This is a genomic window from Arthrobacter silviterrae (assembly GCF_011045165.1).
Classification (GTDB): domain Bacteria; phylum Actinomycetota; class Actinomycetes; order Actinomycetales; family Micrococcaceae; genus Specibacter; species Specibacter silviterrae.
The window spans coordinates 106,982-119,462 of record NZ_JAAKZI010000004.1 but is presented as its reverse complement, the minus strand read 5'-3'; the positions used below and the strand labels follow the sequence as shown (position 1 = coordinate 119,462).

Sequence of the window (12,481 nt, the reverse complement as noted above, 5' to 3'; positions counted from 1 at the left end):
CCAGTGTGTCCCCCAACTTGAAAGACCTTTTCGACCGTTCCGGGGGTAGCTTTAATGGTGGGAACAGCTTCAGCCCAAACAGGGCGGAATGGAGGGCCATGAAGGAAGTTCTCAGGCCCGCGCGCACCGGCGCGGGAGCACCACACCGGCAGTACGAGTACCTGATCCTGTCCGTGCGCCCGGACGAGCCCGTACCGGTGGCCTACCAGCGTCTGCGTGAACACGCCGAGTACGGCAAGTGGGAACTGGAACGGACCCGGCTCTACATCGGGGGCAGCCGGCAATACTGGCTGCGCCGCAGGGTGTTTCGCGTGGAGCGCACGCTGGACGTCTTTTAGTCCTCGACCGGTCCCAGCCACGCGTTGGCCACGGTTCCGTGCGCGGACTCGTCGTCCGAGGGATGGAAAATCCCGGCCAGCACATCGCGGTACAGCCGCCCCAGTTCATTCCCGGCAAAGTAGCTGCCGCCTCCGGAGACGCGGATCATGAGGTCCACGACTGTCCTCGCGGTTTCCGTGGCGCGAATCTTGAGCCCGACCATTTGCGGGAACCACTGCGCGCCGTGGTTGGCCAGGGCGTCAATGTCCCTGGCCACGGCGTCGAGCTGCGGGTAGAGCCCGTCCATCGCGATGGCGGCATCGGCAATCCGCCAGCGAATGTCCGGGTCCTGGGAGTAGGCCTTTCCCGTCTTCTTGGACCTCCGCAGCTGCACGGTGTCCACGCCGATCTGCAGGGCCCGTTCACCAATGCCCGTGTAAACGGCCGCCAGGAGCGTTTCAAAGCAGGCAAAAATGGCAAAGATCAGCGGGTCGGCATTGGGTCCCACGGGAAGCTTGCGGAAAACCCGCTCTGCCGGGGCCACAACGCCGTCGAGCACGGTGGTGTTGGACTGGCTGGCGCGCATGCCCAGCGTGTTCCAGTCGTCCTTGATGGTGTAGCCGGGCGTTTCCCGGGTGATGAAGGCGTGGACTAGTTCCGGCGCCTCCCCCGTCGTGTCCTTGCCGAAGATGCCCAGCCTGGTCCAGGCCGGCGACAGCGAGGTGAAGATCTTGGTGCCCGTGAAGGAATATGCGCCGCAGGGCAGCGGGCGGGCCTCGGTGTTCGAGTCGAAGAGCACCGAGTCGTTGCCTGCCTCGGAGTTGCCAAAGGCAAACACTTCCCCTGCCACTGCCTCTGCCAGAACATACTGCAGGGAATCATCGCCGCGTTCATGCAAAAGATGCGCGACGCCGGTCCACACCAGGTGCATGTTGACTGCCAGGGCCGTGGCGGGCGCTGCCGTCGCCAGCCGGCGTTGCGCCCGGGCCGCCTGTTCCAGTCCAAACCCGAGTCCGCCGTCGTCCTCGGAGGCAAACATGCCCAGGTAGCCCCGGGCCTTCAGCTCGGCCAGGTCCTCGTGGAAAAACTCGTTGCGCTCGTCATAGCCCTTCGCGCGGTCGCGGAAGCGCTCGAGCAGCGCGTCGGGCAGCAGTTCATTGAGCTCGGTCATGGCCGTTCCTTAGTAGTTGGTGAGGAGCCTGTCCAGCACGCGCGCGCCAAATTTCAGCGACTCGGTGGGCACGCGCTCGTCCACGCCGTGGAACATGCCGGTGAAGTCGAGCTCCGGTGGCAGCTGCAGCGGGGCAAAGCCGTAGCCGGTGATGCCCAGACGGGAGAGGGACTTGTTGTCGGTGCCGCCGGAGAGCGTGTACGGCAGGACCTTGGCGCCCGGATCCTCCGCGTTCAGGGCGTCCACCATGGCATCCACCAGGTTGCCGGCAAACGCCGTTTCGAGGGCCACGTCGTCATGTTCGACAGTCACAGCAACTCCGGTGCCGGCGAGCTCGCGGACCAGTTCCAGGACTTCCTCGTGGCGGCCGGGGAGCGTGCGCACGTCGATGAGCGCCTCCGCTGTGCCCGGAATCACGTTGGCCTTGTAGCCACCGGAGAGCAGCGTGGGGTTCGCCGTGTTTTGCAGTGTGGCGCCCACAAACCGGGCTACGGTGCCCAACTGGTCCAGCAAAGCCTGCGGGTTCCCTTCATCAAATTCGACGCCGGTCAGTTCCGAGACGCCTTCCAGGAACTGGCGGGTGGTGGCCGTGTACTCGATGGGCCACTGGTGGCCGCCGATCCGTGTAACTGCCTGGGCGAGGCGGGTCACGGCGTTGTCTGTGTTGATTTGGGAGCCATGCCCGGCGCGTCCGTGGGCGGTGAGGCGGAGCCAGGCCAGGCCCTTTTCCGCGGTTTGGAGCAGGTAGGCCCGCTTGCCGCCGATGTCGGCGGAGAAGCCGCCAACCTCCGAAATTGCCTCGGTGGCGCCGTCGAAGAGGTCCCTGCGGTTGTCCACCGACCAGCGGGCGCCGTAGGTGCCGCCCGCCTCTTCGTCGGCGAAGAACGCGAAGATGATGTCACGCCGGGGCTTGCGGCCGTCCCGGGCCATCGACCGCATGACTGAAAGGATCATGGCATCCATGTCCTTCATGTCCACGGCTCCGCGGCCCCAGATCAGGCCGTCCTTCTCCTCGGCCCCGAACGGATCGACGCTCCACTCGTGGGCCAGTGCGGGGACCACGTCAAGGTGCCCATGCACCACGAGGGAAGGCAGCGACGGGTCGCTGCCTTCCAGGCGCGTCACCACGTTGGCCCGGCCAGGTGCCGACTCGTAGAGGTCTGCGGACAGCCCCACCTCGGAGATGAGGGCGGCCACGTGTTCGGCGGCGGCCCGCTCCCCCGGCCCCTCATTCGTGCCAAAGTTGGTGGTGTCAAAGCGGATGAGATCCTGGCAGATGCCGACGACTTCGTCTTCGGCCCGGAGGGTGTTCACGGATTGGCTCCTTATGGATTTTGGCGTCCATCCCAGCCTACCGCCGCAGCGCGAAGCGAGCAGTGGCCGCACCCTTCGCCGGCCGTGAATTACCCGATTGTTGTTTCCCGTAAAAGCTGTGCTATCGTATTTCTCGCTGCTTCGGGAGCCAACGATTCCTCCGAAAGGAAGAAGAGTGCTCCCGCAATCACCTGCGCGGGTGGCGGAATGGCAGACGCGCTAGCTTGAGGTGCTAGTCCTGGAAACGGGGTGGGGGTTCAAGTCCCCCTCCGCGCACAAACAAGGCCCGGAAGATCACAACTGATCTTCCGGGCCTTTTTGCTGCCTGGAACTGCCCGGCGCTGCGCCTCAGCCGAGCACCCCTCCCCAGACAGCGCGGGAGCCGGCCTCCCCGATGATGGCCACGTCCGCGAGCACGCCGGCGCAGGCGAAGAGCACAGCTGCCGCCAGCACGAAGGTTGCGGCCCAGCCCAAGCGCCGGCCGATCTTCCGGGCCAGAAGTTGCGGCACCGACAGGCGGTGCCAGAGCCATGCCGCGACTGATGCCCCGCAGAGAGCCCAGGCCCACGGCAGCAGTGTCCGGCCGTCGTTGGCGTGGGCCACGATGGCGGGAGTGTTCGCCACCCGCACCAGCAGCCACTCCCCTGCGCGCTGGGTAAGAATGACCAGGGCAGGCGTGAGCAGGCCCAACACCGGCGTGGCCAGCCCCAGCCGGCGCCGGGCCCATGGCCACGTCATTGTTGCTGCGGTGCACAGGGCAGCCAGCGGAAGCATCACCACCACGGCGTGGACCAGGAGGATGTGCAGTGGAAGGCCGTCGAATTCATAGTTCATGGGATCGCCCCGGGCAGTGATTGGGTTTGGGTCGCATGGGTCCCTCTGCATGGAACCCACAAACAAATGACGCACTGCGGCCGCACAAGGTTCACCGGACGGAATTAAAATGAACCAGGAAGGGTGCTGTTTCGTCTAAGGGGTGGAGTGGAGCTGCGGCCCGGTTTCCGGGCCTGAAAGGTGTTGACATGGACCAGCAAGCGCGCACCGGGACCCCGGCACGCGAGGAGGCGATGCGTGCGCTCCACCATGACTTCGCCCCGCAGCTGACGCGCTTCGTCCAGCGGCTGACCAGGGAAGGGACGGTGGCCCAGGACGTGGTTGCGGAAACGCTGTTGCGGGCCTGGGAGCACCCGGAGGTGCTGCAGCGCAGCGAACCGGCCCTCCGTGCCTGGTTGTTCACCGTGGCCCGCCGCCTGGTGATTGATGATTGGCGCAGTGCGCGGCACCGCCGGGAGATTGGCACGGACCAGCTGCCGGAACAGCCCGGGCCGGATCAGACCGACAGGATTTTGGATGCCTGGCTGGTGGAGGATGCCCTGCTCACCCTGACCCCCGAACACCGGCAGGTGATCCGCCTTGCCTACTTTGACGGACAGGACACCCGCACCATCGCTGACGCCCTCGGCCTGCCGGACGGCACTGTCAAGTCACGGCTTCACTATGGCCTGCGTGCCCTGCGGCTCGCGTTGGAAGAGAGAGGGGTGAGCAGCCGGTGAACACCACGCCTTCGGAGCTTGACCCGTACGCCTCCTGGGATGCCGCCTATGTGCTCGGTTCCCTGCCGGCGTCGGAGCGGCACGACTACGAACAGCATGTGGCGGCGTGCCGGCGCTGCCGCGACCGCTTGGCTGAACTGTGCGGCCTCCCCGGCTTGCTGGCCCTGGTGGGACCGGACACCCTGGACCCCGACGGCCGCCCGGCCCTGCCGAACCCTGCACCCTACGCCGTTTTCGCCCGCAAGGCACGACGCCGGCGGGCCGGCCAGGCGGTGGCGGCAGCTGCCGCCGTGCTTGCCTTGGTGGGCGGCACGGCCGCCGTGACCGCCAGCCTCCAGCCCGCTGAAGCGCCGCCAGCTGCACAGGCGACCACCACACCGGACAGGGCCGCAGTGCAGCTGGCCTTCAGCAGCACCGGGCAGCAGCTCCTGGCGGCCCGCGGCCAGGTGACGCCCGAACCCTGGGGCACCCTGTTGGAGTGGACCTGCAGCTACAGTGCCGCGGGTGCCGAAGCCGATGGCACTGCCTACGGCAACACGGCTGCTCCCGGGGTCTATGAACTTGTCGTTGTGACGACGGCTGGCGAGCAGGTCTCCGTGGCGACATGGAAGGCAGGTCCGGGCAGCGTTGTCTCGCCCGTGGCAACCACCACCATCCCGGTTGGCTCGATCAGGGAGGTGTTGATTCGGGACCAGGCATCACCGGCACCATTGCTGCGTGCCGGTCTTTAGCAGCCGTTCCCGGCTTTAGTAGCCTTGCCCGGTATAGGGGCTGGGACTTGGGGACTGTGAGGAGGACACCTTGCGCCCGTCGGGCCCAACAACCCACCAGGCGGCGCCGAATCCCTGGTTCCCCTGCCCGGAGGTGTCGCCGGTCTTGGCGTCAGCCGCATAGGTGTACAGCGGCAGCCCGTTGAGGGTGAGCTGCCGGGTGCCGTTGGGCAGCGTGATGGTGCCTACCGTGCCGGTGACGCCGGTGGCCTGCGGCGTCCCCGCCGTGGCCTTGACGGGGGGCCAGAATGTCAGGCAGGGTCCGGTGCACGCACTGGTGCCGGAATTGGCGGCATCCTTGTCGAATACGTACACCGTCATGCCCTGCCCGTTGACCACCACCGTTCCCAGGGACGTCTGCCCCCTCCTTAGCGCGGCGGCCGCCCGGCCCGGACTGGGAAAACTGGGACTGGGCTGGCTTCTCATGCCCTGCACCGGGTTGGCCGGGCTCGAATGGCTGTCGCCGGCGGCCGGGCCGGCAGCGTTGCCTGAACACCCTGCCAGCATCAGCATTCCTGCGGCGGCAGCGGCTGCCAGTTTTCCGCATTGCCAATTCATGATGACCACTCCCTTGCGCTGTGTGGCAGCAGGGAGCTGCCACACCCGTTCAACGCAGCGGCGCGGCCCCGGGTTCAGCTCCGGTCACGGGAATTGGCTGCCCAACCGTGGTTCGTGGAACAGCGGCACCCGCCACCACACTCCCCCGGAAATGCACCCTGGCGCTGTGTGCGTTCCAGGCGGTGAACTCCGAACCCTGCCAACCGCCGTCGTCGGCGAAAGTGTCGGCGATGTGAAGCGACACCTGGGCCGGAAGGAAGATGGGTGATTCAAAGGAGATGTTCCAGCTGAAGTGGTCAGGTTTGGGCGAGCCGATGTCAGCCAGCACCCGCGCCGCAGCGTACATGCCGTGGGCGATGGAGCGGCGCAGGCCCAGCGCCCTGGCGGAAAGGACGCTGAGGTGGATGGGATTGAAATCGCCGGACACCGCCGCATAGGCACGGCCGGTGTCCACGCCGAGCTGCCACCGGGCCGTGGGCTGCGGTGGGGCGAAAATGGCCCTGTCCCCCGGGGCGGGACCCTTGCCCGGCTTGTCCAAACCCGGCAGGTAGATGCCCTTGGCCAAGTAGGTGGAAACCCCGCGCCACAACAGGCTCAGGCCGTCGTCGCTGCGAACCTCCGCCACCAGCTGGACCTGGGTGCCGCTCCGGTGCCCCTTGAGCTCGCGAGCCCAGGCGCGGATGGACAGGACATCGGTAAACCGGACGGGGGCCAGGTGCTCCACAGCGTTGTCGAGGTGGACCATGCCCAGCAGCGGCAGCGGGAAGTCGTCCTGCACCATGACGCTCATGGCCACGGGAAAGGCCAGCGCATGGATGTAGCCGGACGGCAGGACATCCCGGGCCGGTTTGCCCATGAGGTGCTGGAATGCGGTGAGCTTGGCCAGGTCGGCCTGCACGCCCCGGACTTCCACGGCGCGGGCCGGCAGGGCCGCCACAGGCGTGGTGCGCAAAAGCCGCTGCTTTGCCGCCGTGGCCGCCGCATTGAGATACAGCTTGGAAAGCAGAGGCATCTCCGTGAGTTGCTGGTCCATGGCTACTGGCCCACCAGGTTTTGCCCGCACACCCGCAGGATGTTGGCCGTGACGCCGGCGGCGGCCGCCTGGGCAAAGTAGGCCACTGCCTCGGCCACGTCCTCAGGCTTTCCGCCCTGCTGCAGGCTGTTGAGCCTCCGGGCAACTTCCCTGGTGGCAAACGGAATCTTGGCCGTCATGTCCGTTTCAATGAAGCCGGGCGCCACGGCGTTCACCGTGCCGCCCCGCCCGGACAGCAGCGGCGCCGTGGCCCGGACCATGCCGATGACGCCCGCCTTGGACGCCGCATAGTTGGTCTGGCCGCGGTTGCCGGCAATGCCGCTGGTGGAGGCCACGCTGATGATGCGCGGATGGGAAGCAAAGTGGCTGCTGGCCAAAAAGGCCTGGTTCATGCGCAGTTGGGAGGCAATGTTGACTGCCACCACCGAGTCCCACCGGCCGCTGTCCATGTTTGCCAGCAGCTTGTCCCGGGTGATGCCGGCGTTGTGCACCACAATGTCAAGCCGGCCGTGCCGCTGGGCTGCGTGGTCCAGGATGCGCCCACCCGCCTCGGTGGCCGTGACATCCAATTGCAGGGCGGTGCCGCGGACTTCGTTGGCCACCTGGGCCAGGTGGTCCCCGGCAGCGGGCACGTCCACGGCAATCACCTTTGCCCCGTCCCGGGCCAGGGTGCGGGCAATGGCTGCCCCAATCCCGCGTGCGGCCCCGGTCACGACGGCGACCCTGCCGTTAAGCGGTTGCCCCCAGTCCGCTTCGGCGGCTTCCCGGGATTCTGCGGTGCCTTGACCAACTGGTTCGCCGGTTGCGTAGGCCGTGAGGAATTGCCCGTCCACAAAGGCTGAGCGGGCGGAGAGGAAAAAGCGCAGGGCGGACATGGCGCTGGGCGAGTCGGCGGCGATGTCATTGGCCAGCAGGACCCCGTTGGCTGTGGACCCGCCGCGCAGTTCCTTGGCGAGGGAGCGCATGATCCCGTCGATGCCCTGGCGTGCGGCGGCAACTTCCGGCGAGTCCTCGGCCAGCGCGGGGCGGGAAATGCTGACCACCCGGGCATTGCGGGCCAGGTCCCGCAGCGAGGATCCTGCCTCGCGCAGCGGAGCCGAAAGCTGGTCCGGATGTGCCAGCTCGTCCAGCACCAGCACCACCGCGCCGAGCCTCTCTTTGGGCGTTGCGTGGCGCCGCACGTCCTGGTCCCATCCGAGCAGCACGGCGGCAACGGCGTCGGCACCCTCGGAATGTCCGAGCACCAGGACCGGGCCTTGCACCAGAGGCGCCCCCGGTTCATAGCGCCGCAGGACGGCCGGCTGGGGCAGGCCCAGGCGTTTGGCCAGGTCCTTGCCCAAGCCGCGGCTGACGAATTCCGTGTACTTGTCTGATTGCACCTTCATGGCGCGTGTGCCGTCTCCCATAATGGTTACCTGGCCTCCAGCAGCGCCACCACGCCCTGGCCGCCTGCGGCGCAGACTGAAATCAGTCCGCGCGCCGGGCGCCCGTCGACGTGGCCTCGTTCGTGGAGCATCTTGGCCAGTGTGGCCACCAGCCGTCCTCCAGTGGCGGCAAAGGGGTGGCCTGCCGCCAGGGAGGAGCCGTTGACATTGAGCTTGTCGCGGTCCACGGAACCGAATGCGCCATCGAGGCCAAGCCGGGTCTTGCCGAAGTCTTCGTCCTCCCAGGCAGCCAGGGTGCTCAGGACGGTGCCGGCAAAGGCCTCGTGGATTTCAAAGTAGTCGATGTCCGCCAGCGTCAGGCCGTTGCGGGCCAGCAGGCGCGGCACGGCAAACGCCGGCGCCATGAGCAGTCCATCCTTGCCGTGGACAAAGTCGACGGCGCCCGCCTCGCCGTCCACCACATTGGCCAGCATGGGCAGTTCGTGGGCAGCTGCCCAGTCTTCCGAGGCCAGGAGCACGGTGGATGCTCCGTCCGTCAGCGGGGTGGAGTTGCCCGCCGTCATCGTGGCGGCCTCGCCCAGGTTGCGCCCAAAGACAGGCTTGAGGGTGGAGAGCTTCTCCATGGTGGAATCGGCGCGCAGGTTGGAATCCCGGCTCAGGCCGCGGTAGGGCGTGATCAGGTCATCAAAGAAGTGGCGGTCATAGGCGGCGGCAAGGTTCTTGTGGCTGGCCAGGGCCAGTTCGTCCTGGGCGAGGCGGCTGATTTTCCACTGCGCCGTGGTCAGGGCCTGGTGTTCGCCCATGGACAGGCCGGTGCGGGGTTCCCCGGTTGACGGGGCGTCCGGGGAGAGGTCCTTGGGGCGGATGCGGGCGAGGATCCGCACCTTGTCCACGGTTGTCTTGGCCCGGTTGAGGTCCAGGAGGATGGCGCGCAAGCCCTCGCTGACGGCGATGGGTGCATCGGAGGCTGAATCAACGCCTCCTGCAATGGCTGAGTCCAGCTGGCCCAGCTTGATCTTGTTGGAGAGCCCGATAACGGCCTCCATGCCGGTGGCGCAGGCCTGTTGAAGGTCGTATGCCGGGGTGGTCGCCGAAAGGGCCGAACCCAGCACTGCTTCGCGGGTGAGGTTGAAGTCGCGGGAGTGCTTGAGCACGGCGCCGGCAGCCACTTCCCCAATGGTTTCGTCCTGCAGGCCGAAGCGGGCCACGAGTCCGTCGAGGGCGGCCGTGAGCATGTCCTGGTTTGACGAGTGCGCGTAGGCGCCCCCTGCCCGTGCGAACGGTATGCGGTTGCCGCCGACAACGACCGCCTTGCGGACGCCGGATGCGGGTGTGGTTGTTGCATTCATGGAGCATTCTCCTAGGGATGGCCTGCGGTTACTGATACCCAGCGTACCTGATACGCTGGGTATCGTGAACACGGTACAGAACGGACAGGCCACCCTTTCCCCTGCCCCTCACCTTGCCGCGCCCGGCCCCACGGTGGACGGGCGTTCAGTGAGGTGGGAAGCGCACCGCGAGGAACGCCGTCGTGAGCTCATCAGGGCCACCCGGCGGGCCATCCACCACCTTGGTTCCGATGCCTCCATGGAGGACATTGCCGTCAACGCCGGAACCTCAAAGTCGGTGTTTTACCGCTACTTTGGCGACAAGGCCGGGCTTCAGCTGGCGGTGGGCAAGGTGGTGATCGGACAGATGCGCGAAACCATCGTGGCGGCGGGAAAGACTGCCCGCACGCCGCGGGAAGGGCTTGTCAACATGGTTGAGGCCTACTTGCAGATGGCTGAGACGTCACCCAATGTTTATGCTTTTGTCACGGCCCCCGTTCCGGCGCCAACAGGTGGCGGCACCTTGGAGGCGGGGGAACTCAGCGGCTTCTTTGACGCCGTCACGGCCATGATTTCCGAGCCCCTCCGCGACATCCTCGGCGACTCCAACTCGCCGCTCCTGGGCTACTGGCCCACGGCCGCCATTGGCCTGGTCCGGACGGCGGGCGAGCTGTGGCTCAACACTCCGCCCTCCCCGGCCAGGCCCGGACACGCCGCCATGGCTGAACAGATGGCCGCCTGGCTCTTCGACGGAGTGTGGCGCCAGGTCGCCCCTGCGGCTTCGCCGGTCCCGTAGCCCCCATCTTCAATTCCTCCCCGTCCAACAATTTCAAGCAAAAGGATTTTCATGACTGACGTACTGACACCCTCGGCCAAGCCAGCCCACGACGACGGCGCCGCGGTTGACGTCGAAGTCCTCGGCAGGGCGCTCCTGGGCAGGTGGGCCGAGGTCCGCCTGCAGGCACGTGCACTGGCCGGCATGCCCGAACTGCACAAAGTGGAGGGCCTGGGCCATGTGGAACACCGCAAGCGAGTGTTTGGCCAGATGGGCATCCTGGTGGAGCAAAACGGCGTCCATCGCGCATTCCCCGAACGGCTGGGCGGCGAGAACGACCACGGCGGCAATGTGGCAGGTTTCGAGGAACTGGTCATCGCCGACCCATCCTTGCAGATCAAGGGCGGCGTCCAGTGGGGCCTGTTTGGTTCCGCAGTGCTGCACCTTGGCACGGCGGCCCACCAGGACAAGTGGCTGCCCGGCATCATGTCACTGGAGACTCCGGGCTGCTTTGCCATGACGGAGATTGGCCACGGCTCCGACGTTGCCTCGATTGCGACCACTGCCACTTATGACCCGGCCACGGAAGAGTTCACCATCAACACGCCATTCCGCGCGGCGTGGAAGGAATTCATCGGCAATGCGGCCGTTGACGGGCTGGCCGCCGTCGTTTTTGCCCAGCTGGTCACCCGCGGCGTGAACCACGGCGTGCACGCCTTCTACGTTGAGCTGCGCGATCCTGCCACGAAGGAATTCCTGCCGGGAGTGGGCGGCATTGACGACAACATCAAGGGCGGCCTGAACGGCATCGACAACGGGCGGCTGCATTTCAGCAACGTGCGCATCCCGCGCACCAACTTGCTGAACCGCTACGGCGATGTTGCCGTTGACGGCACATATTCCTCGCCCATAGCCAGCCCCGGACGGCGTTTCTTCACCATGCTGGGCACCCTGGTCCAGGGCCGGGTGTCGCTGGATGGCGCCGCAGTGGCTGCGGCCAAGGTCGGGCTCACCATTGCCGTCAAGTACGCCACGGAGCGCCGGCAGTTCAATGCGGCGTCGGACACGGAGGAAGTGGTGTTGCTGGACTACCAGCGGCACCAGCGGCGGCTGCTCCCCCGCCTGGCCACCACGTACGCCGCGGCCTTCGCCCACGAGCAGCTGCTGGTCAAGTTCGACGACGTGTTCTCCGGCGCGCATGACACGGATGAGGACCGCCAGGACCTGGAAACGTTGGCGGCAGCGCTGAAGTCACTGTCCACCTGGCATGCCCTCGACACGCTGCAGGAATGCCGCGAGGCCTGCGGCGGGGCCGGATTCATGGTGGAAAACCGCTTCACGTCGCTGCGTGCCGACCTTGACGTGTACGCCACGTTTGAGGGCGACAACACGGTGCTCCTGCAATTGGTGGCCAAGAGGCTGCTGGCCGACTACTCCAAGGAGTTCCGCAATCTCGACTTCGGCGTCCTGGCGCGCTTCGTCGTGGGGCAGGCCGCAGACCTGACGCTGAACAAGACGGGGCTGCGGCAGGTGGCCCAGTTCGTTGCCGACTCCGGGTCAGCCCAAAAGTCGGCGAAGGCATTGAAGGACGAAGGCACCCAGCACGACATGCTGGCGGACCGGGTGCAGACCATGGTTGCCGCCGTGGCCGCTTCCCTGAAGGAGGCTGCCAAACTGCCGAAGGAGCGGGGCGCGGAAATCTTCAACGAACACCAGAATGAATTGATCGAGGCAGCGCGCGCCCACGCCGAGCTGCTGCAGTGGGAGGCGTTCACGGAGGCCTTGCACACCATTGACGACGCCGGCACCCGGAAGGTGCTCACGCGGCTGCGTGATCTCTTTGGCCTGACACTCATGGAAAAGCACTTGGACTGGTACCTGATGAACGGGCGGATTTCCATGCAGCGGGCCCGGGCACTTTCACCCTATGTCAACCGCGTGCTGGCCAAGCTGCGCCCCCACGCCCTGGAGCTGGTGGACGCCTTTGGTTACGGCCCCGAACACCTGCGCGCCACCATTGCCAGCGGCATTGAGCGCGAACGCCAGGACGAGGCCCGCGATTACTTCCGCACCCTGCGGGCCAGCAAGGACGCACCCGTGGACGAAAAGGTGTTGATCCACAAGGCGAAGGCTGCCGCCCGCCGCTAAGTCGCGTCAAAGCCTTCGTTGAGGTTGGAGATAACCACCTCCCCGATCGTTGAGGTTGGAGATCACCACGTGCCCGGTCGTTGAGGTTGGAGATCACCACCTCCCCGATCGTTGAGGTTGGAGATCAC

The 12,481-nt window shown here is 66.5% G+C and carries 12 protein-coding genes and 1 tRNA gene; 6 read left to right on the top strand and 7 right to left on the bottom strand.

Features of this window, described 5'->3' with window-relative positions; translation table 11 throughout:
• Window positions 1-98: 98 nt before the first annotated feature.
• A complete protein-coding gene (locus G6N77_RS04110; RefSeq protein WP_165180738.1) occupies window positions 99-338 on the top strand; it encodes a DUF5703 family protein in 240 nt (79 codons plus the stop codon).
• Here the strand turns inward: G6N77_RS04110 and G6N77_RS04105 are convergent.
• Entirely contained in the window at window positions 335-1,489 is a 1,155-nt protein-coding gene (locus tag G6N77_RS04105; RefSeq protein WP_165180737.1) for an acyl-CoA dehydrogenase family protein, read from the bottom strand. The genes G6N77_RS04110 and G6N77_RS04105 overlap by 4 nt on opposite strands.
• A 9-nt stretch (window positions 1,490-1,498) precedes the next feature.
• Window positions 1,499-2,803 (bottom strand): M20/M25/M40 family metallo-hydrolase, encoded by a 1,305-nt coding sequence (locus tag G6N77_RS04100; protein WP_165180736.1) that lies wholly within the window; start codon window positions 2,801-2,803, stop codon window positions 1,499-1,501.
• A gap of 193 nt (window positions 2,804-2,996) precedes the next feature.
• Between G6N77_RS04100 and G6N77_RS04095 the strand changes: the two genes are divergently transcribed.
• Window positions 2,997-3,079 (top strand) — tRNA-Leu (locus tag G6N77_RS04095).
• Between the two features lie 72 nt (window positions 3,080-3,151).
• On the opposite strand, the gene G6N77_RS04090 is transcribed toward G6N77_RS04095, so the two are convergent.
• Window positions 3,152-3,637 carry a hypothetical protein gene (locus G6N77_RS04090; RefSeq protein ID WP_165180735.1) on the bottom strand — a complete coding sequence of 162 codons (486 nt, stop codon included), beginning with the start codon at window positions 3,635-3,637 and terminating at the stop codon, window positions 3,152-3,154.
• A gap of 188 nt (window positions 3,638-3,825) precedes the next feature.
• Between G6N77_RS04090 and G6N77_RS04085 the strand changes: the two genes are divergently transcribed.
• On the top strand, window positions 3,826-4,356 hold the full coding sequence (locus G6N77_RS04085; RefSeq protein WP_165180734.1) for a sigma-70 family RNA polymerase sigma factor: 531 nt from the start codon (window positions 3,826-3,828) through the stop codon (window positions 4,354-4,356).
• Window positions 4,353-5,087: an anti-sigma factor family protein gene (locus G6N77_RS04080; RefSeq protein WP_165180733.1), complete on the top strand. Its 735-nt coding sequence runs from the start codon at window positions 4,353-4,355 to the stop codon at window positions 5,085-5,087. Before G6N77_RS04085 ends, G6N77_RS04080 begins: the two co-directional genes overlap by 4 nt.
• A gap of 15 nt (window positions 5,088-5,102) precedes the next feature.
• On the opposite strand, the gene G6N77_RS04075 is transcribed toward G6N77_RS04080, so the two are convergent.
• Genes G6N77_RS04075 through G6N77_RS04060 form a run of 4 tightly spaced genes read right to left on the bottom strand, consistent with a single transcriptional unit; the run spans window position 5,103 to window position 9,451 of the window.
• Window positions 5,103-5,684, bottom strand: coding sequence for a COG4315 family predicted lipoprotein (locus tag G6N77_RS04075; RefSeq protein ID WP_165180732.1), 582 nt, complete (start codon window positions 5,682-5,684; stop codon window positions 5,103-5,105).
• Window positions 5,685-5,733: 49 nt separating this feature from the next.
• Window positions 5,734-6,717 carry a MaoC family dehydratase gene (locus G6N77_RS04070; protein WP_165180731.1) on the bottom strand — a complete coding sequence of 328 codons (984 nt, stop codon included), beginning with the start codon at window positions 6,715-6,717 and terminating at the stop codon, window positions 5,734-5,736.
• A 2-nt stretch (window positions 6,718-6,719) separates the two neighbouring features.
• Complete coding sequence (locus tag G6N77_RS04065) at window positions 6,720-8,102, bottom strand: 3-oxoacyl-ACP reductase (RefSeq protein WP_165180730.1); 1,383 nt, start codon at window positions 8,100-8,102, stop codon at window positions 6,720-6,722.
• A 26-nt stretch (window positions 8,103-8,128) separates the two neighbouring features.
• Complete coding sequence (locus G6N77_RS04060) at window positions 8,129-9,451, bottom strand: acetyl-CoA C-acetyltransferase (protein ID WP_165180729.1); 1,323 nt, start codon at window positions 9,449-9,451, stop codon at window positions 8,129-8,131.
• A 64-nt stretch (window positions 9,452-9,515) separates the two neighbouring features.
• Here G6N77_RS04060 and G6N77_RS04055 point away from each other — a divergent pair, with 64 nt between their 5' ends.
• Together G6N77_RS04055 and G6N77_RS04050 are read left to right on the top strand one after the other, a co-directional pair.
• Window positions 9,516-10,226: a TetR/AcrR family transcriptional regulator gene (locus G6N77_RS04055; RefSeq protein WP_262453777.1), complete on the top strand. Its 711-nt coding sequence runs from the start codon at window positions 9,516-9,518 to the stop codon at window positions 10,224-10,226.
• 51 nt (window positions 10,227-10,277) lie between these two features.
• Complete coding sequence (locus G6N77_RS04050) at window positions 10,278-12,353, top strand: acyl-CoA dehydrogenase family protein (protein ID WP_165180727.1); 2,076 nt, start codon at window positions 10,278-10,280, stop codon at window positions 12,351-12,353.
• Window positions 12,354-12,481: the final 128 nt, after the last annotated feature.

What these genes read in the sequence shown, in the direction of transcription:
- G6N77_RS04060 (WP_165180729.1), bottom strand. Translation starts at nt 9,451, where the DNA reads ATGAATGCAACAACCACACCCGCATCCGGCGTCCGCAAGGCGGTCGTT.
- G6N77_RS04070 (WP_165180731.1), bottom strand. Translation starts at nt 6,717, where the DNA reads ATGGACCAGCAACTCACGGAGATGCCTCTGCTTTCCAAGCTGTATCTC.
- G6N77_RS04090 (WP_165180735.1), bottom strand. Translation starts at nt 3,637, where the DNA reads ATGAACTATGAATTCGACGGCCTTCCACTGCACATCCTCCTGGTCCAC.
- G6N77_RS04110 (WP_165180738.1), top strand. Translation starts at nt 99, where the DNA reads ATGAAGGAAGTTCTCAGGCCCGCGCGCACCGGCGCGGGAGCACCACAC.
- G6N77_RS04105 (WP_165180737.1), bottom strand. Translation starts at nt 1,489, where the DNA reads ATGACCGAGCTCAATGAACTGCTGCCCGACGCGCTGCTCGAGCGCTTC.
- G6N77_RS04075 (WP_165180732.1), bottom strand. Translation starts at nt 5,684, where the DNA reads ATGAATTGGCAATGCGGAAAACTGGCAGCCGCTGCCGCCGCAGGAATG.
- G6N77_RS04085 (WP_165180734.1), top strand. Translation starts at nt 3,826, where the DNA reads ATGGACCAGCAAGCGCGCACCGGGACCCCGGCACGCGAGGAGGCGATG.
- G6N77_RS04050 (WP_165180727.1), top strand. Translation starts at nt 10,278, where the DNA reads ATGACTGACGTACTGACACCCTCGGCCAAGCCAGCCCACGACGACGGC.
- G6N77_RS04065 (WP_165180730.1), bottom strand. Translation starts at nt 8,102, where the DNA reads ATGAAGGTGCAATCAGACAAGTACACGGAATTCGTCAGCCGCGGCTTG.